Below are 21,114 nucleotides of genomic sequence, written 5' to 3'. Positions count from 1 at the left end.
CGTGAGCGCCATGGATGGCGCGACCGAGCTTACAGGGACGTACTTGCAGCGTCCCCCGCAACCGGACCCACCCCGCCTTCCATCAGGAAACCTGCTTCTGCTGTCGCTTCGGCAGTTGAAGTTGCAGTTGCTTCTGCAGGTGCCGGGCGCAGCCCGGCCGAATCTCCCCGCTTTTACCGCATAATCAGCACATGACCGACGACCGCATCATCGCCGCCGGCGCCACCCGCGAGGATGACGCCGCCGACGCCAGCATCCGACCCAAGCGACTTGCCGATTACCTCGGCCAGGTGCCGGTGCGCGAGCAGATGGAGATCTACATCCAGGCCGCCAAGGGTCGTGGCGATGCGCTGGACCACGTCCTGATCTTCGGCCCACCCGGCCTGGGCAAGACCACCCTCAGCCATGTCATCGCCAACGAGCTGGGCGTGGCCCTGCGCGTGACCTCCGGCCCGGTGATCGAGAAGGCCGGCGATCTGGCCGCGCTGCTGACCAACCTGCAGCCGCACGATGTGCTGTTCATCGACGAGATCCATCGCCTGTCGCCGGTGGTGGAAGAAGTGCTGTATCCGGCGATGGAAGATTTCCAGATCGACATCATGATCGGCGAGGGCCCTGCGGCGCGCTCGATCAAGATCGACCTGCCGCCGTTCACCCTGATCGGCGCCACCACCCGCGCCGGCCTGCTGACCGCGCCGCTGCGCGACCGCTTCGGCATTGTCCAGCGCCTGGAGTTCTACAGCGTCGAAGAACTGACCCGCATCGTGCGCCGCTCGGCCGCGATCCTGGCCATCGACTGCACCGCCGACGGGGCAGGGGAGATCGCGCGCCGCGCGCGTGGCACCCCGCGTATCGCCAACCGCCTGCTGCGCCGCGTGCGCGATTACGCCCAGGTCAAGGCCGGTGGCCACATCGACCAGACCGTGGCCCAGGCCGCAATGCAGATGCTCAAGGTCGACCCGGAAGGCTTCGACGAGCTTGACCGCCGGCTGCTGAAGACCATGGTCGATTACTTCGACGGTGGCCCGGTGGGCATCGAGTCGCTCGCCGCGGCGCTGTCCGAAGAGCGTGGCACGCTGGAAGACGTGGTCGAGCCGTACCTGATCCAGCAGGGCTTCCTGGTGCGCACCGCGCGTGGCCGCATGGCCACCCACAAGGCCTACCGGCACCTGGGCCTGAAGCCGAAGAACCCGCCACAGGACCTGTTTGCCGAGGTCCCCGATGTCGGTTGAACCGCGATTCAGTTGGCCGACACGCATTTACTGGGAAGATACCGACGCTGGCGGCGTGGTCTACCACGCCCGCTACGTGGCCTTCATGGAACGGGCCCGGACCGAATGGATGCGCGCGCTGGGCTACGGCCAGGAGCGCATGCGGTCCGAGCACGGCATGGTCTTCGCGGTGCGCTCCATGCAGATGGATTTCATCAAGCCGGCACGGCTGGATGACCAGCTGCAGGTAAGCGCCACCCTGGTCCAGCTGAAGAAGGCCAGCATGGTCTTCGACCAGCAGGTCCTGCGCGACGGCCAGCTGCTGCTGTCCGCACAGGTCCGCATCGCCGCACTGGACGCGGCCAGTTTCCGCCCGCGTGGCATGGACGATTCCGTCCTTGCCGCGCTGCAACCCCACCTCCACCCCGAATCCGAACAGAACTCTTGAGGAACAACGGATGATCGCAACGCTCCTGGCCCTGCAGGCCACGGTCACCGAGGCTTTGCCGGCTGACGTCAGCAATGCCGCGACCCAGACCCTTGCCCAGGCCACCACCGGCGGCGGCATCAACTACCTCGAACTGATGGCCAAGGCCAGCTTGCCGGTGAAGATCATCGTGCTGGCGCTGTTGGTCGGCTCGTTCGTCAGCTGGGTGATCATTTTCCGCAAGGCCCGCATCTTCAAGCAGGCCACCCGCGAAGCCGACGAGTTCGAGAACCGCTTCTGGTCCGGTGCCGACCTGGGCAAGCTGTACAGCTCGGCCACCGACCGCAGCCGCAATGTCGGCGGCCTGGAAGCGATCTTCGAAGCCGGGTTCCGCGAGTACACCCGCCTGCGCGACAAGCGCCGGCTGGATGGCCGCGCCCAGCTGGAAGGTGCCCAGCGCGCGATGCGCACCACCTACACCCGCGAAGTCGACCAGCTCGAGCGCAACCTGGAACTGCTGGCCAACATCGGCTCGACCGCCCCGTACGTGGGCCTGGTCGGTACCGTGTTCGGCATCATGGTGACCATGCACGACATGATCAGCAGCGGCGCCCAGGCCGGTATCGCCGCCGTCGCCCCGGGCATCTCCGAAGCGCTGTTCGCCACTGCCATCGGCCTGTTCGTGGCGATCCCGGCGGTGTGGGCCTACAACCGCTTCACCACCCGCGTGGAGCGCATGTCGGTGCGTTTCGAGACCTTCGCCGACGAGTTCAGCTCGATCCTGCAGCGCCAGAGCGCTGGCGACGAGTAAGCGCCAGACCCGGGAGTCCAAGCCATGTCCGCTGCCATCGGTCGCCGCAAGCGCCGCAAGCTGAAATCGGAAATCAACGTCGTTCCCTATATCGACGTCATGCTGGTGCTGTTGATCATTTTCATGGTCACCGCGCCCATGCTCACCCTGACCTTCGACGTCGACCTGCCCAATTCCAATGCCAAGGCGCTGGAAAGCAAGCAGGATCCGTTGATCGTCTCGGTGCGCCAGGACGGCCAGCTCAGCCTGAAGCTGCCCGACGCCAAGGAGCCCACGGCAGTCACTGCCGAGGAACTGCAGGGCCACCTGTCCGGCATCGCCGCGCAGGACAAGGATGTGCGCGTGATCGTCGCCGCCGACCGTGCCGTGGCCTATGAAAAGGTCATCGCGGCGATGGATGTGATCAAGCGCGCCAATGTCGACAAGGTGAGCCTGGCCACCGATGCGAACTGACGTCCTGTCGCCACCGCACAAGCAGGAGCCCGGCTGGGGCCAGCCCCTGTTGCTGGCCGTGCTGGTGCACCTGCTGGTCGCGCTGATCTTCATCGGCGCCTGGCTGTGGTCACCGCAGCGCAATACCGATGCCGCCGCAGGTGATCCCTCGGTCGAGGCCAGCCTGGCGCTGTCCGCGTCCGAAGCTGCCGCTGCCCGCCAGGCCCTGCGCCAGTCGGAAAAGCTGGAAGACCTGCCGCCGCCGGTGGCCGAACCGATCCCGGTGCCGGAAGACACCATCCCGCCACCGCAGCCGATTGAAGAGCCGCGCCCGCAGGACGCACCGACGCCGCAGCAGCAACAGGCGCAGGAGCGCGTGGCGCAGCCCGATACCAAGGACCAGGACGCGGTCAGCGCGTTGGCGATCTCGCAGGAAAAGGCCAAGCAGGAGCAGGAAGCCAAGCGCCGCCAGGAGCAGATCGACCTGACCGAGCGCAAGCGCCAGGAAGAGGCCGAGCAGAAACTGCGCCTGGCCAAGCAGCAGGAAGCGGACGCCAAGAAGAAGCAGGCCGAGCAGGAGCGCCTGGCCGCTGACAAGGCCGAGGCCGAGAAGCAGAAGAAGATCGCCGACATCCGCGCCCGCCGCGAGCAGGCCGAGAAGGAAGCCAAGCTGGCCGAGCAGAAGCTGCGCCAGGTCGCTGCCGCGCGCAATGCCGCAGGCACGGCTGCTGCCGGTGCCAGTGGTGCCGCACAGCCGGCTGCTGGTGGTGGTGGCAGCAGTGACGATCTGTCTGCCAAGTACGCGGCGGCCATCCAGGCCAAGGTGCTGGCGCAGTGGGTGCGTCCGGACAGCGTGCCGCTGGGCCAGCGCTGCCAGATCACCATCAACCAGTTGCCGGGCGGTACCGTCCGCAGCGCCACGGTCAGCGCCGGCTGCCCGTTCGATGAAGCCGGCAAGCGCTCGATCGAGGCCGCCGTGCTCAACGCCCAGCCGCTGCCGTACCGCGGTTTCGAGCAGGTATTCGCACGCACGATCAACTTCACGTTCACCGCCCAGGATCGCTGAGGCGCGGGGCAGGGCAGCCCTTTGGGGCTGTCCCGTCATCCAATGACGCCTTTAGCTCTGGATCGTATGGGCCCGTCCACGCCATGCTTGGGACGAGTCATCCGCACGAAAGTTGGCCGCGACGTTAACGGCATGTGAGAGACCCGGCTGGCACTGACCAGGAATTCACGTACCCTTGGTTCATGATTGCGAAGCGGTTCACTGCCGTTTTGTTATCCCTCGTTCCGGTTCCCCCTATTTGAGCGCTCCATGAAGAAGATGCCTCGCTGGCTTGCCGTGTTTGCGGCCCTGTTGCTGCCCTTTGCTGCCGTCGCGCAGCAGAAGGGGCTGGATATCGACATCATCGGCGGCAATGCCTCCGCCCTCCCGATCACCATCGTGCCGATGCCCTACCAGGGGGCAGCCGGTGCTCCGCAGACCGACGTCGCCGGCGTGGTCCGTGCCGACCTCGAACGTTCGGGCCAGTTCCGCACGCTGCCCGAAGCGCAGATCGTCGAAAAGCCGATCCGTGGCGGTGACATCCAGTTCGCCACCTGGCGCGCGCTGAAGCAGAACTACATCGTGGTCGGCCGTGTCATGGACGCCGGTGCCGGCGCCTACCGCGTCGAGTACGAACTGTTCGACGTGCCCAAGGGTGAGCGCCTGCTCGGCCTGGCGATGACCGCACGTGGCAATGCCATGCGCGACGTTGCCCACCAGATGGCCGATGCCATCTACGAGAAGATCACCGGTGTCCGTGGTGCCTTCTGGACCCGCATCGCCTACGTGACCGCCAGCGGCAAGGGCGACGCCATGCGCTACGCGCTGATGGTGGCCGATTCGGACGGCTTCAACCCGCAGACCATCGTGCGTTCGGCCGAGCCGCTGCTGTCGCCGTCGTGGAGCCCGGATGGCAACAAGCTGGCCTACGTCAGCTTCGAGCGTGGCAATTCGGCCATCTACATCCAGAACATCTCCACCGGCGCCCGTGAGCTTGTCACCAGCTTCCGCGGCATCAACAGCGCCCCGGCGTTCTCGCCGGACGGCCGCAAGCTGGCCTTGACTCTGTCGCGTTCGGGCAACCCGGAGATCTACGTGATGGATCTGGGCAGCAAGCAGCTGACCCAGCTGACCAACCACTTCGCCATCGATACTGAGCCGACCTGGGCGCCGGATGGCAGCGCGGTGTACTTCACCTCCGACCGCGGCGGCCGTCCGCAGGTCTACAAGGTCGGTGCCGGTGGTGGCAGCGCCGAGCGCGTGACCTTCCAGGGCAACTACAACGCCAAGCCCTCGGTCTCCTACGACGGCAAGAAGATCGCCGTTGCCCAGGGTTCGGGCAACAGCTACAAGATCGCGATGATGGACAGCTCGCTGGGTTCGCCCCGCTGGAGCACGCTGTCGCCGGGTTCGCTGGACGAATCGCCGAGCTTCGCGCCCAACGCGAGCATGGTGCTGTATGCCGCCCGTGAGGGTGGTCGTGGTGTGCTGTACGCCGTCTCGGCCGATGCGCGCGTGCGCCAGCGCCTGGTCCTGGCAGATGGTGATGTGCGCGAGCCGGCATGGTCCCCATACCGTACCCAGCGCTAAAAGAGTGTTAATATTTTCTCTGTATTGAACCCCTCATCGGCTTAGGAGCCACAAAGGTATCGCCATGAACAAGTCCACCCGCGTTCTGCTTGTTTCCCTGCTGTCTGTGGCCGTCCTGGCCGGTTGCTCGAAGAAGGTCAAGGAAGAAGCCCCGGCTCCGGTCGATACCGGCACCTCGACCACCACCCCGACCGGTCCGTCCACCTCCGGCCTGTACGGCCCGGGCGACCTGGACACCGATGCCTGCCTGCGCCAGCGCGTTGTCTACTTCGACCTGGACAAGGAAGACGTGAAGCCGGAATTCCAGGCCATCATGGCTTGCCACGCCAAGTACCTGCGTGACCGTCCGTCCTCGCGCATCACCCTGCAGGGCCACACCGACGAGCGCGGTTCGCGCGCGTACAACCAGGCCCTGGGCGAGCGTCGTGGCAACGGCGTCAACTCGGCACTGCAGGCCAACGGTGGCTCGGCGTCGCAGCTGACCGTCGTTTCCTACGGTGAAGAGCGTCCGGTCTGCACCGAGTCGAACGAGTCCTGCTGGTCGCAGAACCGTCGCGTCGAAATCGTCTACACCGCGCAGTAATCCATGCGCCTTGGCATCAAACTGATGCTGGTCGTTGCGGCAGCCCTCGTGGCTGCCGCACCGGCGCATGCACAACGTCAGAGCCTGGCCGACCGCGTCGGTTCGCTCGAGCAGCAGATGTACAACAACAGTGCCAACCAGGACCTGTTGAACCAGATCAACCAGCTGCGGCAGCAGGTCACCAGCCTGCAGGCCTCGATCGAGCAACTCCAGCACGACAACGCCCAGCTCAAGCAGACCGCCCAGGACCAGTACCTGGATCTGGACAGCCGCCTGAACCGGTTGGAAGGGGGCTCTGCCGCCCCGGCCCTGCCCGCTGTTCCGGCGAGCGCGCCGAAGGCTCCTGCAGCCCCGGCAAAACCCGCAGCGGCGGCCACTTCCGAGCGGCCGCCTTCCGTCCATGGTGACCCGGGCAGCCTGGCCGTCACCGGTGACGAGCGTACGTCCTACAACGTGGCCTTCGACGCACTGAAGGCGGGCAAGTACGATGATTCGGCGCAGCTGTTCCTGAGCTTCCTGGAGCTGTACCCGAACGGCGTCTACGCCCCCAATGCCTTGTACTGGCTGGGCGAAAGCTATTACGCCACCCGCAATTTCCCGATGGCCGAGTCCCAGTTCCGCGAACTGCTCTCGCGCTATCCCACCCACGACAAGGCCGCTGGCGGCCTGCTCAAGGTCGGCCTCTCGCAGTACGGCGAAGGCAAGGTCGACCAGGCCCAGCAGACGCTGGAGACCGTCGTGGCGCAATACCCGGGCTCGGATGCCGCGCGTACCGCGCAGGACCGCCTGCAGTCGATCCGCCTCGGCAATCAGATCCGCTGATCCGCTGACCGGGCGTACAATGTGTTCCCCGTAGCGCCGAGCCCTTGCTCGGCTGCTTTCGTTTCCGGGTCGGCAAACCCGTCCGGATCCGGTAGCACCGGGCCATGCCCGACCGGCTGCTGTTGCAGAGCCGAGCCATGCTCGGCTGCGTTCGTTACCGGCCACGGTAGCCCACCCGCCACGTGTCCCACCAAGAAGTCCCTGCCATGACCGCCGTTCCCCCGTCCGCCGCCGTTGCCACGCCCAGCGAGATCGTGCAGTCGCCCCTGCCGCGCTTGAAGATCACCGAGATTTTCAGCTCGCTGCAGGGCGAAGCCGATACCGCCGGTTGGCCGACCGTGTTCGTGCGCCTGACCGGTTGCCCGCTGCGCTGCCAGTACTGCGACACCGCCTACGCCTTCCACGGCGGCACCTGGTGGGACATCGACGATATCGTGGCCCACGTGCAGGCCCAGGGCGTGCGCCACGTCTGCGTGACCGGCGGCGAGCCGCTGGCGCAGAAGCGCTGCCTGGTGCTGCTGCAGAAGCTGTGCGATGCCGGCCTCGACGTGTCGCTGGAAACCTCCGGTGCGCTGGACGTCAGCGCCGTCGATCCGCGCGTGTCGCGCGTGGTCGACATCAAGACCCCCGGCTCGGCCGAGGTCGCGCGCAACCGCTGGGAAAACCTGCCGCTGCTGACCACGCGTGACCAGATCAAGTTCGTGATCTGCAACCGCGAAGACTACGACTGGGCCAAGGCCATGGTCGCCGAACACCAGCTGGTGCAGCGCACGATGGTGTTCTTCTCACCCAGCAAGGGTGAAATCACTGCCCGCCAGCTGGCCGACTGGATCGTCGAAGACCGGCTGCCGGTGCGCTTCCAGATGCAGTTGCATAAAATCCTGTGGAACGACGAGCCGGGCCGATAAGCCGGCGCAGTGTTTCCTGATGTAGCTCCGGCGCGGGACAGCGTGCTGGCTTTCTCCCCCAACCGGATGATTTACCCATGAAGAAGGCAGTCGTGCTTCTCTCCGGCGGCATGGATTCAGCCGCCGTCATCGCCATGGCCCAGGAACAGGGCTTCGCCGTGCATGCCCTGAGCGTGCGTTACGGCCAGCGCCACACCTCCGAGCTGGATGCCGCCGCACGCGTGGCCAAGGCCCAGGGTGTGATCGTGCACAAGACCGTGGACGTGGACCTGCGCAGCATCGGCGGCTCGGCGCTGACCGACGACATCGACGTGCCCGAGGCGGGCGGCGAGGGCATCCCGGTCACCTACGTGCCAGCACGCAACACCATCATGCTGTCGCTGGCGCTGGGCTGGGCCGAAGTGCTTGGTGCCAACGACATCTTCTGCGGCGTCAACGCCGTGGACTACTCCGGCTACCCCGATTGCCGCCCAGAATTCATCGCCGCCTTCCAGGCGCTGGCCAACCTGGCGACCAAGTCGGGCGTGGAAGGCGCGGGCATCACCGTGCATGCGCCGCTGCAGTTCCTCAGCAAGGGCCAGATCGTCAGCGAAGGCGTGCGACTGGGCGTGGACTTCGGCCTGACCGTGTCCTGCTACAACGCCGATGCCAGCGGCGCGGCCTGCGGGCATTGCGATGCCTGCCGCCTGCGCGCGCAGGGCTTCGCCGATGCCGGCGTGCCCGACCCGACACTGTACGCCTGACCGACTCTGGTAGGGCCGGCCGCTGGCCGGTGGGTGCGAACCGTTGGTTCGCACTGCCTGACCCGCCGCGCGCGGCCCGGCGCTACCGCTGCTGCAACCAACCCGATGCTTCAATGAAACCGCGCACGGCAACCGGATCGCTGTAATCCAGCTCAATCATCCGTGCGATCGCCGCCTGCTCATCCGCCTGCTGCCGCATGTACTCCTGCGCGATGCGATACCCCGCGTAGTACCCCGCATCACTCACCCCGAACGCATTGCGGGCGCTGTTGTACAGCCAGCTGTCCAGCGCATCGCCATCCATCTCCGCGCTGAAGCGAGCGCGGATCTCCGATTCGTGCAACGGCCCATAGGTGTACAGCGGCAGTGCCGGGCGGCGGCCGCTGATCCGCTCGGCGATGTACTCGGCCACGCCCTCGCGCACCGCATATTGCGCGAGCGACCCCGTGGTCTCGCGCTGCTGGGTGTGCACGTACTCATGCAGGTTGTTCTGCGCGTTGTTCGCGCCGGGCGTGCTGTCGTAGAAAATCCGCAGGCGACTGCGCAACGGCTCCGGCAGTTCGCTGACATCCACGCTTGCATCGCCGAGTGCCATTTCCGCGCCGATCAGCACCTGGTCCCCCAGCGTGGTGCCGCCTGTGCGCAGCACGCCCACCGCATAGGTGATGCTGGCCGGGCGCAGGGCGGGGTAGAGCACCCGGAAGGCAGCCAGATCCCGCTCCAGCGTGGCGCTGGCCTGCCGGGCGTTGGCGGTCAGCGGCCGCACCGAGGCCCAGAAGCGCGGCCAGGCGAGCATTGCTTGTGCGTATTCGGCGGCGGTGTAGTTGCGCACCTTCATCAGCGCATGCAGGCCAGGGCTGCCGGGCTCGATATAGCGCTGCTGCACCAGGGCCACCCGCTGCGCGGCATCGGGCTCGGCAAGCACTGCATCGTAGGTAGCCCAGAAGCGGCCGATGTCGTCGGTCCGCACCTGTGCAGGCGACGCCGCAGCGGCGGCAAACGGCAGCAGCAGGGCGAGCATCAGCGGCAGTGGCAGGCGCATCCATCGCTCCGGGGCAGGGTCGCAGGTGAGATGCGGCGGGTGACGGAAAGGTTTAGAGGCCCGCAGCCGGGGTAGTGGCGGCCGCTGGCCGGCAACCTGGTAGATCCCCGGCTTCACCCCGCCCGGAAAAGTACGGTAGAATGCCCACCCCGCCGAAAGGCCGGGGCCTTGCATGGGCCGTTAGCTCAGTCGGTAGAGCAGAAGACTTTTAATCTTTTGGTCGATGGTTCGAATCCATCACGGCCCACCATTGCAGGCAATGACTCCGGTCATCCAGAAAGGCACCGCCAAGCGGTGCCTTTTTTGTTGCAGAAACCTGAGGTCCTACCTGGCCTTCGCGCCCTGGGAACGGGCTGCCTCGCGGTCTGCCGCTGCCTGTGCGGCAACCGCAGCCGCGTTCGCAGCACGTTCCACTGCGGCGCGCTCTGCGTCGAACCGGGCCTGCCGCTGGGCGCTGTAATTGCGCTCCAGTTCCAGCGAGGCAGTGAAGCTGTCGGGGTACTTCGCGGCGCACGCCTGCTGCACCAATTGCACGGCGCGGTCGGACAGACCGGGTTGGATGTTGCCGAGCAGGCAGTCGGCGTACGGTACGGGCGCGGCTGGGCTTGCGGCCAGCGCGGCAATGATCATGGCATTCAACATGCGAACCTCCTTGTGTCAGTGTCGATGGAACCCGGGACGGGCCCGGCCCGAGTATGGGCTGGATTACGGTGCAGGGGTCCTACTCAGGCCGGATATCCCGGCATACCAGTTCCGCCAGCCCGCGGAAGGCGAAGAACAGCCCTTCGACCACGCCGTCATCCAGATGCCGGTCCGGCGTTGCCATTGATCGGCAGCGATCGGCGGCGTGCAGCATCTCTGCCACGGTCAGCATGCCGACGGCCGCCCGCTCCACGCGTGACAGTGCCAGCCTGCGCCCTGCGGGAAGGCTGGTATCGGGCCAGGGCTGGCCGTCTGCACCTTCGCCCGCGCGGATGCGTTTGAGGCAACCCAGGAACGTGCTCAGTTCGGGCGCAGGGTTGTCATCGTCGTCGTTGACGCTGGCGGCATATGAGGCATAGGGCGGACCTTCGGTCATCTCGGCTTCCTCAGCTCTGGGGTGGGACTGCCACCGCGTGAGGCGGGTGGCGGACGGTGCGTGTCTGCAAGCCGGGAAGACAGTAAGCAGTTAACCGGCGGATCCGAAGACCCCCACGCACCGCCCGCCATAAAGGCCGACGGATCACCCGCCGGCACGGTCCGGAGACAGTGCCGACGGGTGAGCGCAAACAACATGCTTTTTGTCTTCCCAGGCTTGCAGGCCCGGTGCCACCCGTTGTCGGTGGCGCAGCATGGTGCTTACGCCTGCGCTTGGATTTCAATCAGAAATTTCCGCAAGGACATGCGCAATCCAGACGCGCGACGATGGTGGCGCAGGCCTGACTTGCGCAGCAAGCGTCAGTACACGACGCATTCGTTTCCGCGTCTGGTTGATCGCGCTGGAAGATGCCGCAAACCGCACATTACGATGCATCTGCCGTGAACCAACGCGTGTAAAGCTGGCTTCACTTTCGCCATCAATGTCCTCTGTGCGTTTCAGTTGTACCCACTGCATTTCGGTGCAGGTGCGACGATAGTGGTGTCCTTGGCGGTTCAAACACGACACATGGCGGTGCACGCGCGGTATGAGGGGCCGTAACCGGGCGCGAGTCACGGCAAGTCATCCACGCCTGGCGTGGATCTACGCATCCGGCAGGCACCAATGCGCGCGTCCGGGCGCTATGCTCGGCATCTTTCGCTGGATGGGGCGCCCAATGCGCTTGATCGTGCTGTCGCTGTTGTTGTCCTGTGTCTCCGCCGCGCCGCTGATGGCCGCCGAACCGGCGCCTCAGCCAGCGGTCGCTTCGCCGTTGGTCATCGGTGAGACCTTCACCTTCCAATCCAAGGCGCTGGGCGAAACCCGTCGCATCAACGTCTATCGCCCGCAGCCGTGGGGCCTGGACCCGAAGACGCCGCTGCCGGTGCTGTACATGCCCGACGGTGGCATCGGCGAGGACTTCCTGCACGTGGCCGGGTTGGTGCAGGTGCTGACCGGCAACGGCAGCATGCGCCCGTTCCTTCTGGTTGGCATCGAGAACACCGAGCGCCGCCGCGACATGACCGGCCCCAGCAACGTGGCGGAGGATCGCAAGATCGCGCCGCGCATCGGTGGCTCGGCGGCGTACCGTGATTTCCTGCGCGATGAACTGATGCCGCAGGTACGCCAGCGTTATGCGACCACCGACGAGCGGGCACTGATTGGGGAATCGCTGGCCGGGTTGTTCGTGATCGAGACGCTGCTGCAGGAACCGGCCTTGTTCAACAGCTATATCGCGCTGGACCCCAGCCTGTGGTGGAACCACGGCGCCTTGCTGTCTGGCGCAGGCAAGCAGGTGCCGTCGGTCGCGCGCAGCGGCGCGCGGCTGTTCCTGGCCAGCAGTGGCCAGCCGGAACTGGCAGCGTCGAGCGCGCGCTTGGCGGCGCTGCTGCAGCAGGCATCGCCGGCAACGCTGGTGAAGTACCAGCCGCTGCCGGAAGAGACCCATGCGACCATCTACCACCCGGCCGCCCTGCAGGGCCTGCGTACGTTGTTCCCGGTACCGCCGCCTGCGTCGCCTTGAGAGGTTTGGCGCGCAACAACGCGGTGTGTGAGGATGCATCAGCGGCGCCACCTGGGTGCGCCGCCCGCAACAGGAGAGCGCGGATGCAGCGTGTGCGTGGATGGAGTGTGCTGGCCTGCCTGGCCTTGGCAGGGTGCGCGATGTCGGTGGCGCCGCCGGCAACGCAGAAGGAAGCCAGGGAAAGCGCGACGGCCGTGCCAGGCGTTGTGCTGCCCGATACCGAGTCACTGCGCGTGCATGACCCGATCGGGCGCGACTATGCCCTGTGGGTGGCGTTGCCTGCCGGCTACGCGGCGCATCCGCAGAAGCGTTATCCGGTGGTGTACGTGACCGATGCGCTGTACAGCTTTCCGCTGGTGCGCAGCGTGCGCAACCTGGTGGGGCAGCAGGGCGTCAACATCGAGGATTTCATCCTGGTCGGGTTGCCGCCGCAGGAAGGCCTGACCTCCAAACAGAGCCGCTCGCGCGACTACACCCCCAGTGATCCTGTGCGCACCCCTGCCGGCTACTACAGCGATGACGTCACCTATGGTGGCGCGGCCCATTACCGCGACTTCCTGGCTGACCACGCGCTGCCGCTGATCGATGCGCGCTACCGTACCGATCCGGCCCGGCGCGTGTTTGCGGGTCATTCCTATGGCGCGCTGTTGGGTGCTTACGTGCTGACGACCCAGCCCGACATGTTCGGCACCTATATCCTGTCCAGTCCGTCGCTGTGGTTCGACCAGGGCCTGCTGCCGCGCATGCAGGAAGCCGCGGTGATGCCTTCACAGCCCATCCGCGTGTTGCTGTCGGTGGGCGGCTACGAGACGGTCAAGCCGGGGCCACGTTACTCAACGGGCAATGACATGCTGCGGCAGGCCGCCGACTTCGCCGGCCAGCTGCAGCGCAGTGGTCGCAAGCTGCAGGTGGAAAACATCGTGATTGATGGCGAAGACCATCTCACCGTGTATCCGCGCGTGATCACCCGTGCGCTGCTGCAGGTACTTCCGGGCGAAGGGCCGTATACCGGCGGCTGACGGCCGACTCCATCCACGCCATGCGTGGCTGCACCAGTAGATCCACGCCATGCGTGGATGCCAGCCTCAGGCCGCGCTCGCCTGCGGCGCCGGCATCAGCGCGGCATCGGCGGCATGGCGGAAGCACAGACGGATCGCATCCAGCAGCTCGCTCATGTTGTAGGGCTTGGGCAGGAAATGGATGCCGTCGTGCAACTGCGGCAGCACGGCATGCTGGTCCATGCCGGAGGTCACCAGGATCGGCAGCTGCGGATACAGGCTGCGCACGCGGTTGGCGGCCTCGATGCCGCTGACCAGGCCGAGATTGACGTCGGTGAACATCAGGTCGAAGCGCTCTCCGGCGGCCAGCAGGCCCAGCGCGGCTTCGGCGCTGCTGACGCCTGCGACGTGGCAGGCCTGGCTCTCCAGCGCCATCCGGCTCAGTTCACGGGTTTCCTCGGCGTCTTCGATCAGCAGGACGCGTGGTTCAACGTGGCGCTTGGACAGCAGCATGACGCAACAACTCCGGACGGCAGGGCATGAAAGGCGCGCAAGTATGCGCAAGCCCCCAGTGATCCCCGTGTGCAGGATCGGCTAAGCCGGCGTTACAGCGCGGGGTTGCGCTGGCGGCGCGCATGCCAGGCCAGCGCTGCCACTGCCAGCAGCGTAGTGCCGATGCGCAGGCTGGTGGCCTGCCAGCCCAGCGCAACGGCGTCGTCGAGGCTGAACACATTCCAGGCCAGGTTCATCGACACGTGCAGGGCCAGGCCGCACCACAGGGTGTTGCCGTCGAGGTGGTCGAGCCAGGCGAAGATGAAGCCGCCGAAGGCGATCACTAGGCCGACGAACAGGGCCATGCCGCCGCCGTCGAAGCCGCCGAAGCCCAGCCAGTGCACCATGCCGAACAGCAGCGCCTGCGGCAGTGCGAGCAACGGCCAGGGGCCGCGTACGATCTTCACCAGCAGCACGAAGCCGAGGCCGCGGAACAGCACTTCTTCGGCCAGCGGGAACAGCACGGCCAGCATCGTGGCGTCCAGCGTCGTCAGCGCCGTGTTGGGCGTCCCCAGCAGGGCCAGCCCCAGCCAGCACGGCAGGCTGGCCAGCAGCACCCACAACGGGCCACGCATGCCGTTTCCGCGCAGGCCGAGGCTGGCCAGCAGGCCCACACCGCGGGGGCGCAGCAGCGTGGCCAGCAGCAGTGCCACCAGCACCGCCAGCGCGTTGTCCAGCAGGCTGCCACCGTAGGGCATGGGCAGGGCGGGAATCGGCGCGCCCAGCGTGGAACTGATGTCGCGCACGTTCAGGCCGAGGCCAACGCCAAGCAGCACCAGCAACAGGCGGACGCCGGTGGGAATCGAGTCACGGGCAGTCACATGCATTCCTTGCAGCGAGGTCGCGAGGCAGTCTGCAGGGCGGCGGACGTGGCGGCACGCGCCGGAAGTCCCTGTGCCATCGGTCATGCGTTGCCGCACAGTCATCCGCACACAGGTACAGTCGAGGCCAGACCGACAGGAGCAATGCGAATGCTGTGCCCCGTGTGCAAGACCCAGACCCTGCAGATGGCCGAGCGCCATGGCATCGAGATCGACTACTGCCCGAGCTGCCGTGGTGTATGGCTGGATCGTGGCGAACTCGACAAGATCATCGAGCGCGCCACTGACGGTGCAGGTGCCGCCATGCCGCCGCCAGGGCCCGCGCCTGTGCAACCGCAGGCTGCTCCGCCGCCGGTGATGCATCGCGATACCCGTCATCTCGGCCAGCGCCATGATGACAACCGTGGCCAGTACAGCCAGGGCTACAAGAAAAAGAAGAAAGAGAGCTTCCTCTCCGAGCTGTTCGATTTCTGACGCTGCTCAGGGCCGGCGCAGGATGAACTCGCGGTCGCGGCTGTCACCGACGATGAAGTCATACTCGCCGGCCTTGCTGCAGCCGTAGCGCGCGTAGAAGCGCTGCGCGCCGAAGTTCTCTTCCCACACGCCCACCCACAGAGTGCGGCGCTGCGGCTGGTCCAGCCAGGTCATGAAGGCATCCATCAGGCGCGCGCCGTGGCCGCCGTTCTGGTGGCTGGCCAGGATGTACAGCCGCTTCAGTTCGATGTCGCCTTCACGTGCTTCGGCATGCGGAAGGGTGTTGGCGCCGGCGGCCAGATAGCCCACCACCGTCTCACCCTCCAGCAGCAGCCACACCGCGCTGCGCGGGTCGGACAGTTCCGCTCGCTGCGGCTCGGCGCCGTAGTGATCCTGCAGGAAGGTGCGCAGGTCCTGCGGCGGATAGGAATCGCCCCAGGTTTCGATATAGGTGGCGATGGCGATCGCCGACAACGCGTCGACGTCGGCCAGGGTGGCGCGGCGGATATGCAACGACATGGTGCAGCCTGCAATGGAACGTGCGGCAGTGTAGCCGGCCCCGGCGGTTGCCGGGGCTGGCTGCTGCTCATGATCCGCTGCTCAGAACCACATGCGGATGCCGGCGACCCAGCGTGTGTCGCGTGCATGGTCGCCGGCATAGTCGGCGGTATCACCGAAAGCCCGTTCGTGGCTGATGCCGATGTACGGCGCGAAGCGGCGATTGAACTCGTAGCGCAGGCGCAGTCCGGCTTCGACCTTGTTGAGGCCGCGGCCGATGCCGTGCTCCGGTTCGTCCTTGCTGGCCACGGTAGCTTCCAGCAGGGGCTGCAGGATCAACCGGTTGGTCAACAGCACGTCGTATTCGATCTCGGCCTTGGCCATCAGCTGGCCACCGGAACCGGCATACAGCGTGGCCGAGCTTTCGAACTTGTACGGCGCCAAGCCCTGGATGCCGATCGCCGCCCAGGTGCGTGAATCGGCGGGGCGGAAGTCCTGGCGTACACCGACCAGCACGTCCCACCACGGCGAAATTGCACGCCCGTACAGCGCTTCCACGCCTGATGATTCCGTGCGGCCTTCGCTGCGTTCGCCATCGGTGCGCAGCCACAGGCGGTTGATGTTGCCGCCGATCCAGCCACTGGCCTCCCAGGCCTGGCCGTTGCCGTTCTTTCCATCCCAGTGTTCCAGGCGATCGATCAGCAGCAGGCTGTGGATTTCCGGTGGGTGCTCCATCGCACCATGCGCGATGGGTGGAAACGCGGCCGCACGATCGGCATCGGTGGGGACAGGTATCGGTTCGCGCGGCTGCGTCGGCGCGGGCGTGCCGTGGCCCATTGTCGCGTGATCCATCGCGCCATGGTCCATCGTTGAATGGTCCATCGCACCGTGATCCATCTTCGAATGGTCCATCTTCGAATGATCCACGTCGGCCGCTGGCGTGGCGTCGGCAGGAGGCGCGTGTGCTGTCATGTCATGGCCGGCATGGGACTGCGCGAACGTGGGCAGCGCGGCCAACAGGCCGAGGGTCAACAGGCTTGGGGCAAGCAGGGAACGGCTCATTCTTCGATCCTCACTTCGCGCATCATGCCTGCTTCCATGTGGTACAGCAGGTGGCAGTGGTAGGCCCAGCGGCCGAGGGCATCGGCGCGTACGCGATAGGTGCGGCGTGTACCGGGCGGCATGTCGATGGTGTGCTTGCGCACCTGGAATTCACCCTGCGCGTTTTCCAGGTCGCTCCACACGCCATGCAGGTGGATCGGGTGCTGCATCATGGTGTCGTTGACCAGCACGATGCGCATGCGCTCGCCGTAGTTCAGGCGCAGCGGTTCGGCACCGGCGAAGGGAATGCCGTCGAACGACCAGGAGAACTTTTCCATGTGGCCGGTCAGGTGCAGCTCGATCTCGCGGCCGGGCTCGCGGCCATCGGGGTCTTCGAACAGGCTGCGCATCGCACCATAGGTCAGCACCTGGCGGCCGTTGTCGCGCAGGCCGATGCCGGGGTCGTCCAGCTTGGGCTCGGTGGCCGAACTCTGCATGTCCACCAGCGGATTGTTGCGCTCGCTGGCCGGATGCTTTGGCGCTTTGCTGGCGGTCTCGCCGCCGCCATGTGCGCCGTGGCCCATGCTGGCACCACAGCCGCCTTCCATGCCCTTCATTGCTGCCATGTCGTGGCCGCCGTGGCCACCGCCGCCCATGTCATGACCCATGTCGCCCATCGTCAGCAACGGGCGCGGATCGCGCGCGGGAATCGGTGCCTGCAGCCCATGCCGCACGGCGAGGGTGCCGGCGGCATAGCCGGTGCGGCCCATGTCCTGGCAGAAGATGGTGAAGGCATCCTGGCCGCTGGGTTCCACCAGTACGTCGTAGGTTTCGGCCGGGGCGATGCGGAACTCGTCGATGCTGACCGGATGGATGTACTGGCCGTCGGCGGCGACCACGGTCATCTTCAGGCCGGGAATGCGCACGTCGAAGTAGGTCATTGACGCACCGTTGATGAAACGCAGCAGCACCTTTTCGCCACTGCGGAACAGCCCGGTCCAGTTGCCGGCCGGCGCGGTCCCGTTCATCAGGTAGGTGTAGGTGTGCGCGTTGATGTCGGAGATGTCGCTGGGCGTCATCCGCATCCGGCCCCACATGCCTCGGTCGGACAGGGCGGCGGACCAGCCATCGCGACGCGCGTCGCGCAGGAAGTCGGGCAGGGTGCGCTTGTAGTAGTTGTCGTGCTCGGCGAGCTTCTTCATTCGCCGGAACAGCGCGCCGGGATCCATGTCGGTCCAGTCGGACAGCATGATCACGTGCTCGCGGTCATGCCGGTACGGCGCCGGTTCGGCCGGGTCGATGATCAGCGCGCCGTATAGCCCCGCCTGTTCCTGGAACAGCGAATGGCTGTGATACCAGTAGGTGCCGGACTGCTTGAGGTCGAAGTGGTAGTGGTAGGTCTCGCCGGGGCCGATGCCGTTGAAGCTCAGGCCAGGCACGCCATCCATGTTGGCCGGCAGCAGGATGCCGTGCCAGTGGATCGAAGTAGGGTGCTGGCCGAGCGTGTTGCGCACGAACAGGTCCACGGTCTGGCCTTCGCGCCAGCGCAGGATCGGTGCCGGCAGTGAGCCGTTGACGGTGATTGCCGGGCGGGTGCGGCCGGTGAAGTTGGCCAGCGACTCGCCGATCGCCAGTTCGACGCGGGTATCGCTGATGACCGAAGGTGCGCCGGCCAGGCGTGGCGCGGCAGAAGCGGCGGCGAGCGCGCGCTGCGGGATGCCGGCCGCGGCGATGCCGGCAACCACGCCGCCAGCAGCGATGCCCTGCACGAACAGACGGCGCGACGGCATGGGCACAGCGCCCGGGCCGGGAGGAATACGGGTACTCAAGGTGGTGACTCCAAACACGGAAAGACGCCAGCGCAGGGCCGGCTTCAGTGCGCAGCGCGCACAAGGCGTGTTGGATCAGCCGATGGGAGGGCGTGAGATCGGCGGCAGCGGCGGTGCCGGGCGGCCATTGGCAGGCATCGGCTGCGGGGTCAGGGAAAGACCGGGACCGGTCAGGAAAGGCAGTGCCTGCACGGCCAGCAGCGGGTGCTGGGCACAACTGCGCACGCAGTCCTTGATCTGGCAGTGTGCGTCGTGGGCGGGGGCCTTGGCCTGCGGCGCCTCGTCGGCCGTCATGCCGGCGTGGTGGTGGCAGTCAGCGTCGCCTTCATCGGTCATCGCCGAGGCCATCGCATGGGCCATGCGGCCCATGTCCTCGTGCCCGCTGGCCATGGCCGCGTTCAGCCCGTTGAGCAACAGGCTGAGCATGAGCACGACACGGAGCAGGGTCGAGGCGAGGGACATGGCGCTAATCTAGCGGCAAGTGGGCGGACATGCACATCCGGCTGAACGGGTGGTTCAAGGTTTGAGCCGGGCGAGGGTGCGCAATCGCGCAGCCTGGTAGCTTCGGGCCATGCCCGGCGAGCGGGAAGCGCGGTCGATATGCGGGCCGCCGGGCATGGCCCGGCGCTACCGGGGTCATCCCTCTTCGCGCACGATCTCGACCAACCTCGGGCCATAGCGGCTGAGCTTGGTGCCGCCGATGCCACCGACCCGGGCCAGCTCGTCCAGCGAGGTCGGGCGCTGTTCGGCGATGTTGCGCAGGGTGCTGTCGTGGAAGATCACGAAGGCCGGCACGTTCTGCTCGCGCGCCAGCTCGGCGCGCAGGCCGCGCAGCGCGTTGAACAGGGCCAGGTCCTGCGGCAGCACCGACAGGCCGGTGCGTTGCGCGCTGCGTTCGCGCCCGGCGCTGGCACTGACCGCATCGCGGCGCATGCTGATCTGGCGGCGACCGGTCAGCACATCGCGGCTGGCATCGGTCAGGCGCAGGCCACCGTGGCCCTCGCTGTCCACTTCCAGCAGGCTGGCGGCCACCAGCTGGCGGAACACGCTGCGCCAGGTGCGCGCGTCCAGGTCGCGGCCGATGGCGTAGGTGCTCAGCTTGTCGTGGCCCTGCTGCTTGACCTTCTCGTTCTCGCTGCCGCGCAGGACATCGATCAGGTGGCCGACGCCGAAGCGCTGGCCACTGCGGTATACACAGCTCAATGCCTTCTGCGCAGGGATGGTGGCGTCCCAGGCCGCCGGCGGGGTGAGGCAGTTATCGCAGTTGCCGCAGGGCTTGGGATAGGTCTCGCCGAAACCGGCCAGCAGCACCTGGCGGCGGCACTGCATCGATTCGCAGTACCCCAGCAGGTGGTCGAGCTTGGACCGCTCCAGCTGCTTGCGCTCCTCGCTGGCCTCGGACTGCTCGATCATCTGCTTGAGCAGTACCACATCGCCCAGGCCGTAGCAGAGCCAGGCCTCGGCGGCTTCGCCATCGCGCCCGGCGCGGCCGGTTTCCTGGTAGTAGCCTTCCATCGACTTGGGCAGGTCGGTATGGGCGACAAAGCGTACGTCCGGCTTGTCGATGCCCATGCCGAAGGCGATGGTCGCGCACATGACGATGCCGTCTTCGCGCAGGAAACGGCGCTGGTTGTTGGCACGCACTTCCGCGGGCAGGCCGGCGTGGTAGGGCAGGGCATTGAACCCCTGCGTGCACAGGAACTCGGCGGTTTCCTCCACCTTGCGCCGCGACATGCAGTAGACGATGCCGGCCTCGCTGCGATGGCTGCGCAGGAAATCGCTCAGCTGCTTGCGGGCGTTGTCCTTCTGCACCACGGTGTAGCGGATGTTGGGGCGATCGAAGGAGCTGACGAAGTGACGTGCTTCGGCCAGGTCCAGACGCTCGGCGATCTCGCGCTGGGTTGGCGGGTCGGCGGTGGCGGTCAGGGCGATCCGCGGAATCTCCGGCCAGCGCTCGTGCAGGACGGTCAGCTGCCGGTATTCGGGGCGGAAGTCGTGGCCCCATTGCGACACGCAATGGGCTTCGTCGATGGCGAACAGGGCGATCCGGCTGCGCGACAGCAGCGACAGGAAGCGGCCGGTCAGCAGGCGCTCGGGAGCGACATAGAGCATGTCGAGCTCACCGGCGAGCAGTTCGCGTTCGACCCGGCCGGCCGTTTCGGCGTCCAGGGTCGAGTTCAGGAATTCGGCGCGCACGCCGAGCTGGCGCAGGGCTTCGACCTGGTCCTGCATCAGCGCGATCAGCGGTGAGATGACGATGCCACAGCCGTCACGCAGCAGGGCGGGCACCTGGTAGCACAGTGATTTGCCGCCGCCGGTGGGCATCAGCACCAGGGCATCGTGACCGGCAGCCACATGCTCCACGATGTCCTGCTGCGGACCACGGAAATCGTCGTAACCAAAGACGCGGCGGAGCAGGTCGTGCGCGGGACGGGAAGCCATCCAGCTAGTTTACCCCGGCGGGGGTTCGGCCGGGTTGCACCCGGCACCTGCTGTAGTGCCGGCCGCTGGCCGGCAACCCTGGCAACTGCAACAGCAACTGCAACAGCCGGCTCTGGGGTGATCCGTGGTTTGGCGGGGCGGTGTGGGCTTGCAGGACACGCCGTAAACCCGTCCATGGGGGCTCGATGGCGCCATCCATGGCGCCA

General features: G+C 66.6%; 23 protein-coding genes and 1 tRNA gene. 14 read left to right on the top strand and 10 right to left on the bottom strand.

Annotation, left to right across the window (positions count from 1 at the left end; genetic code table 11):
- Positions 1-191 precede the first annotated feature (191 nt).
- From ruvB to queC, 10 genes are all read left to right on the top strand, one after another.
- Complete coding sequence (gene ruvB, locus AC07UW_RS20655) at positions 192-1,232, top strand: Holliday junction branch migration DNA helicase RuvB (protein WP_223496280.1); 1,041 nt, start codon at positions 192-194, stop codon at positions 1,230-1,232.
- Positions 1,222-1,659, top strand: coding sequence for a tol-pal system-associated acyl-CoA thioesterase (ybgC, locus tag AC07UW_RS20650; RefSeq protein ID WP_223496279.1), 438 nt, complete (start codon positions 1,222-1,224; stop codon positions 1,657-1,659). Before ruvB ends, ybgC begins: the two co-directional genes overlap by 11 nt.
- 10 nt (positions 1,660-1,669) lie before the next feature.
- Positions 1,670-2,449, top strand: coding sequence for a protein TolQ (gene tolQ / locus AC07UW_RS20645; RefSeq protein WP_025874672.1), 780 nt, complete (start codon positions 1,670-1,672; stop codon positions 2,447-2,449).
- Between the two features lie 24 nt (positions 2,450-2,473).
- A complete protein-coding gene (gene tolR / locus AC07UW_RS20640; RefSeq protein ID WP_313250166.1) occupies positions 2,474-2,902 on the top strand; it encodes a protein TolR in 429 nt (142 codons plus the stop codon).
- Positions 2,892-3,947, top strand: a complete 1,056-nt coding sequence (tolA, locus tag AC07UW_RS20635) for a cell envelope integrity protein TolA (RefSeq protein ID WP_313250168.1) — start codon at positions 2,892-2,894, stop codon at positions 3,945-3,947. The genes tolR and tolA overlap by 11 nt, the downstream gene beginning before the upstream one ends.
- 249 nt (positions 3,948-4,196) lie before the next feature.
- Entirely contained in the window at positions 4,197-5,516 is a 1,320-nt protein-coding gene (gene tolB / locus AC07UW_RS20630) for a Tol-Pal system beta propeller repeat protein TolB (protein WP_033831823.1), read from the top strand.
- Between the two features lie 64 nt (positions 5,517-5,580).
- Positions 5,581-6,099 (top strand): peptidoglycan-associated lipoprotein Pal, encoded by a 519-nt coding sequence (gene pal / locus AC07UW_RS20625; RefSeq protein WP_025874668.1) that lies wholly within the window; start codon positions 5,581-5,583, stop codon positions 6,097-6,099.
- A gap of 3 nt (positions 6,100-6,102) precedes the next feature.
- The gene (gene ybgF / locus AC07UW_RS20620; RefSeq protein WP_025874667.1) at positions 6,103-6,921 is read left to right on the top strand and encodes a tol-pal system protein YbgF; all 819 of its coding nucleotides are present in this window, start codon (positions 6,103-6,105) and stop codon (positions 6,919-6,921) included.
- 206 nt (positions 6,922-7,127) lie between these two features.
- Positions 7,128-7,829, top strand: a complete 702-nt coding sequence (gene queE, locus AC07UW_RS20615) for a 7-carboxy-7-deazaguanine synthase QueE (protein WP_495212769.1) — start codon at positions 7,128-7,130, stop codon at positions 7,827-7,829.
- A gap of 77 nt (positions 7,830-7,906) precedes the next feature.
- Positions 7,907-8,572: a 7-cyano-7-deazaguanine synthase QueC gene (gene queC, locus AC07UW_RS20610; RefSeq protein WP_025874665.1), complete on the top strand. Its 666-nt coding sequence runs from the start codon at positions 7,907-7,909 to the stop codon at positions 8,570-8,572.
- A gap of 82 nt (positions 8,573-8,654) precedes the next feature.
- On the opposite strand, the gene AC07UW_RS20605 is transcribed toward queC, so the two are convergent.
- Positions 8,655-9,614, bottom strand: a complete 960-nt coding sequence (locus tag AC07UW_RS20605) for a DUF2268 domain-containing putative Zn-dependent protease (protein ID WP_495212768.1) — start codon at positions 9,612-9,614, stop codon at positions 8,655-8,657.
- A 174-nt stretch (positions 9,615-9,788) separates the two neighbouring features.
- Between AC07UW_RS20605 and AC07UW_RS20600 the strand changes: the two genes are divergently transcribed.
- Positions 9,789-9,864: transfer RNA gene (locus AC07UW_RS20600), tRNA-Lys, on the top strand.
- A 74-nt stretch (positions 9,865-9,938) separates the two neighbouring features.
- Here the strand turns inward: AC07UW_RS20600 and AC07UW_RS20595 are convergent.
- Positions 9,939-10,256, bottom strand: a complete 318-nt coding sequence (locus AC07UW_RS20595; protein WP_495212767.1) for a hypothetical protein — start codon at positions 10,254-10,256, stop codon at positions 9,939-9,941.
- 79 nt (positions 10,257-10,335) lie between these two features.
- Positions 10,336-10,692 (bottom strand): hypothetical protein, encoded by a 357-nt coding sequence (locus AC07UW_RS20590; protein ID WP_312107735.1) that lies wholly within the window; start codon positions 10,690-10,692, stop codon positions 10,336-10,338.
- Between the two features lie 715 nt (positions 10,693-11,407).
- Here AC07UW_RS20590 and AC07UW_RS20585 point away from each other — a divergent pair.
- On the top strand, positions 11,408-12,253 hold the full coding sequence (locus tag AC07UW_RS20585; RefSeq protein WP_495212766.1) for an alpha/beta hydrolase: 846 nt from the start codon (positions 11,408-11,410) through the stop codon (positions 12,251-12,253).
- A gap of 83 nt (positions 12,254-12,336) precedes the next feature.
- Positions 12,337-13,272: an alpha/beta hydrolase gene (locus tag AC07UW_RS20580; protein WP_495212765.1), complete on the top strand. Its 936-nt coding sequence runs from the start codon at positions 12,337-12,339 to the stop codon at positions 13,270-13,272.
- 66 nt (positions 13,273-13,338) lie between these two features.
- Here AC07UW_RS20580 and AC07UW_RS20575 read toward each other — a convergent pair whose 3' ends face one another.
- Both AC07UW_RS20575 and AC07UW_RS20570 read right to left on the bottom strand, forming a co-directional pair.
- Positions 13,339-13,764, bottom strand: coding sequence for a response regulator (locus AC07UW_RS20575; protein ID WP_025874652.1), 426 nt, complete (start codon positions 13,762-13,764; stop codon positions 13,339-13,341).
- A 92-nt stretch (positions 13,765-13,856) separates the two neighbouring features.
- Positions 13,857-14,624: a CPBP family glutamic-type intramembrane protease gene (locus tag AC07UW_RS20570; protein ID WP_495212764.1), complete on the bottom strand. Its 768-nt coding sequence runs from the start codon at positions 14,622-14,624 to the stop codon at positions 13,857-13,859.
- Positions 14,625-14,774: 150 nt separating this feature from the next.
- Here AC07UW_RS20570 and AC07UW_RS20565 point away from each other — a divergent pair, with 150 nt between their 5' ends.
- On the top strand, positions 14,775-15,098 hold the full coding sequence (locus AC07UW_RS20565; RefSeq protein ID WP_025874650.1) for a TFIIB-type zinc ribbon-containing protein: 324 nt from the start codon (positions 14,775-14,777) through the stop codon (positions 15,096-15,098).
- Between the two features lie 6 nt (positions 15,099-15,104).
- Here AC07UW_RS20565 and AC07UW_RS20560 read toward each other — a convergent pair whose 3' ends face one another.
- From AC07UW_RS20560 to recQ, 5 genes are all read right to left on the bottom strand, one after another.
- Entirely contained in the window at positions 15,105-15,617 is a 513-nt protein-coding gene (locus tag AC07UW_RS20560) for a GNAT family N-acetyltransferase (RefSeq protein ID WP_134832981.1), read from the bottom strand.
- An 81-nt stretch (positions 15,618-15,698) separates the two neighbouring features.
- A complete protein-coding gene (locus AC07UW_RS20555) occupies positions 15,699-16,658 on the bottom strand; it encodes a copper resistance protein B (RefSeq protein ID WP_218787871.1) in 960 nt (319 codons plus the stop codon).
- A complete protein-coding gene (locus AC07UW_RS20550) occupies positions 16,655-18,466 on the bottom strand; it encodes a copper resistance system multicopper oxidase (RefSeq protein ID WP_218787870.1) in 1,812 nt (603 codons plus the stop codon). The genes AC07UW_RS20555 and AC07UW_RS20550 overlap by 4 nt, the downstream gene beginning before the upstream one ends.
- A 75-nt stretch (positions 18,467-18,541) precedes the next feature.
- Positions 18,542-18,928, bottom strand: coding sequence for a CopL family metal-binding regulatory protein (locus AC07UW_RS20545; protein WP_025874646.1), 387 nt, complete (start codon positions 18,926-18,928; stop codon positions 18,542-18,544).
- Between the two features lie 174 nt (positions 18,929-19,102).
- The gene (recQ, locus tag AC07UW_RS20540; RefSeq protein WP_025874645.1) at positions 19,103-20,908 is read right to left on the bottom strand and encodes a DNA helicase RecQ; all 1,806 of its coding nucleotides are present in this window, start codon (positions 20,906-20,908) and stop codon (positions 19,103-19,105) included.
- Between the last annotated feature and the right edge of the window lie 206 nt (positions 20,909-21,114).

The sequence above is a fragment of the Stenotrophomonas sp. GW821-FHT02D01 genome, assembly GCF_059421765.1.
The sequence above is the reverse complement of the archived record's forward strand: the minus strand, read 5'-3'. Positions and strand labels throughout refer to the sequence as shown.

What these genes read in the sequence shown, in the direction of transcription:
- ruvB (WP_223496280.1), top strand. Translation starts at nt 192, where the DNA reads ATGACCGACGACCGCATCATCGCCGCCGGCGCCACCCGCGAGGATGAC.
- ybgC (WP_223496279.1), top strand. Translation starts at nt 1,222, where the DNA reads ATGTCGGTTGAACCGCGATTCAGTTGGCCGACACGCATTTACTGGGAA.
- tolQ (WP_025874672.1), top strand. Translation starts at nt 1,670, where the DNA reads ATGATCGCAACGCTCCTGGCCCTGCAGGCCACGGTCACCGAGGCTTTG.
- tolR (WP_313250166.1), top strand. Translation starts at nt 2,474, where the DNA reads ATGTCCGCTGCCATCGGTCGCCGCAAGCGCCGCAAGCTGAAATCGGAA.
- tolA (WP_313250168.1), top strand. Translation starts at nt 2,892, where the DNA reads ATGCGAACTGACGTCCTGTCGCCACCGCACAAGCAGGAGCCCGGCTGG.
- tolB (WP_033831823.1), top strand. Translation starts at nt 4,197, where the DNA reads ATGAAGAAGATGCCTCGCTGGCTTGCCGTGTTTGCGGCCCTGTTGCTG.
- pal (WP_025874668.1), top strand. Translation starts at nt 5,581, where the DNA reads ATGAACAAGTCCACCCGCGTTCTGCTTGTTTCCCTGCTGTCTGTGGCC.
- ybgF (WP_025874667.1), top strand. Translation starts at nt 6,103, where the DNA reads ATGCGCCTTGGCATCAAACTGATGCTGGTCGTTGCGGCAGCCCTCGTG.
- queE (WP_495212769.1), top strand. Translation starts at nt 7,128, where the DNA reads ATGACCGCCGTTCCCCCGTCCGCCGCCGTTGCCACGCCCAGCGAGATC.
- queC (WP_025874665.1), top strand. Translation starts at nt 7,907, where the DNA reads ATGAAGAAGGCAGTCGTGCTTCTCTCCGGCGGCATGGATTCAGCCGCC.
- AC07UW_RS20605 (WP_495212768.1), bottom strand. Translation starts at nt 9,614, where the DNA reads ATGCGCCTGCCACTGCCGCTGATGCTCGCCCTGCTGCTGCCGTTTGCC.
- AC07UW_RS20595 (WP_495212767.1), bottom strand. Translation starts at nt 10,256, where the DNA reads ATGTTGAATGCCATGATCATTGCCGCGCTGGCCGCAAGCCCAGCCGCG.
- AC07UW_RS20590 (WP_312107735.1), bottom strand. Translation starts at nt 10,692, where the DNA reads ATGACCGAAGGTCCGCCCTATGCCTCATATGCCGCCAGCGTCAACGAC.
- AC07UW_RS20585 (WP_495212766.1), top strand. Translation starts at nt 11,408, where the DNA reads ATGCGCTTGATCGTGCTGTCGCTGTTGTTGTCCTGTGTCTCCGCCGCG.
- AC07UW_RS20580 (WP_495212765.1), top strand. Translation starts at nt 12,337, where the DNA reads ATGCAGCGTGTGCGTGGATGGAGTGTGCTGGCCTGCCTGGCCTTGGCA.
- AC07UW_RS20575 (WP_025874652.1), bottom strand. Translation starts at nt 13,764, where the DNA reads ATGCTGCTGTCCAAGCGCCACGTTGAACCACGCGTCCTGCTGATCGAA.
- AC07UW_RS20565 (WP_025874650.1), top strand. Translation starts at nt 14,775, where the DNA reads ATGCTGTGCCCCGTGTGCAAGACCCAGACCCTGCAGATGGCCGAGCGC.
- AC07UW_RS20560 (WP_134832981.1), bottom strand. Translation starts at nt 15,617, where the DNA reads ATGTCGTTGCATATCCGCCGCGCCACCCTGGCCGACGTCGACGCGTTG.
- AC07UW_RS20555 (WP_218787871.1), bottom strand. Translation starts at nt 16,658, where the DNA reads ATGAGCCGTTCCCTGCTTGCCCCAAGCCTGTTGACCCTCGGCCTGTTG.
- AC07UW_RS20545 (WP_025874646.1), bottom strand. Translation starts at nt 18,928, where the DNA reads ATGTCCCTCGCCTCGACCCTGCTCCGTGTCGTGCTCATGCTCAGCCTG.
- recQ (WP_025874645.1), bottom strand. Translation starts at nt 20,908, where the DNA reads ATGGCTTCCCGTCCCGCGCACGACCTGCTCCGCCGCGTCTTTGGTTAC.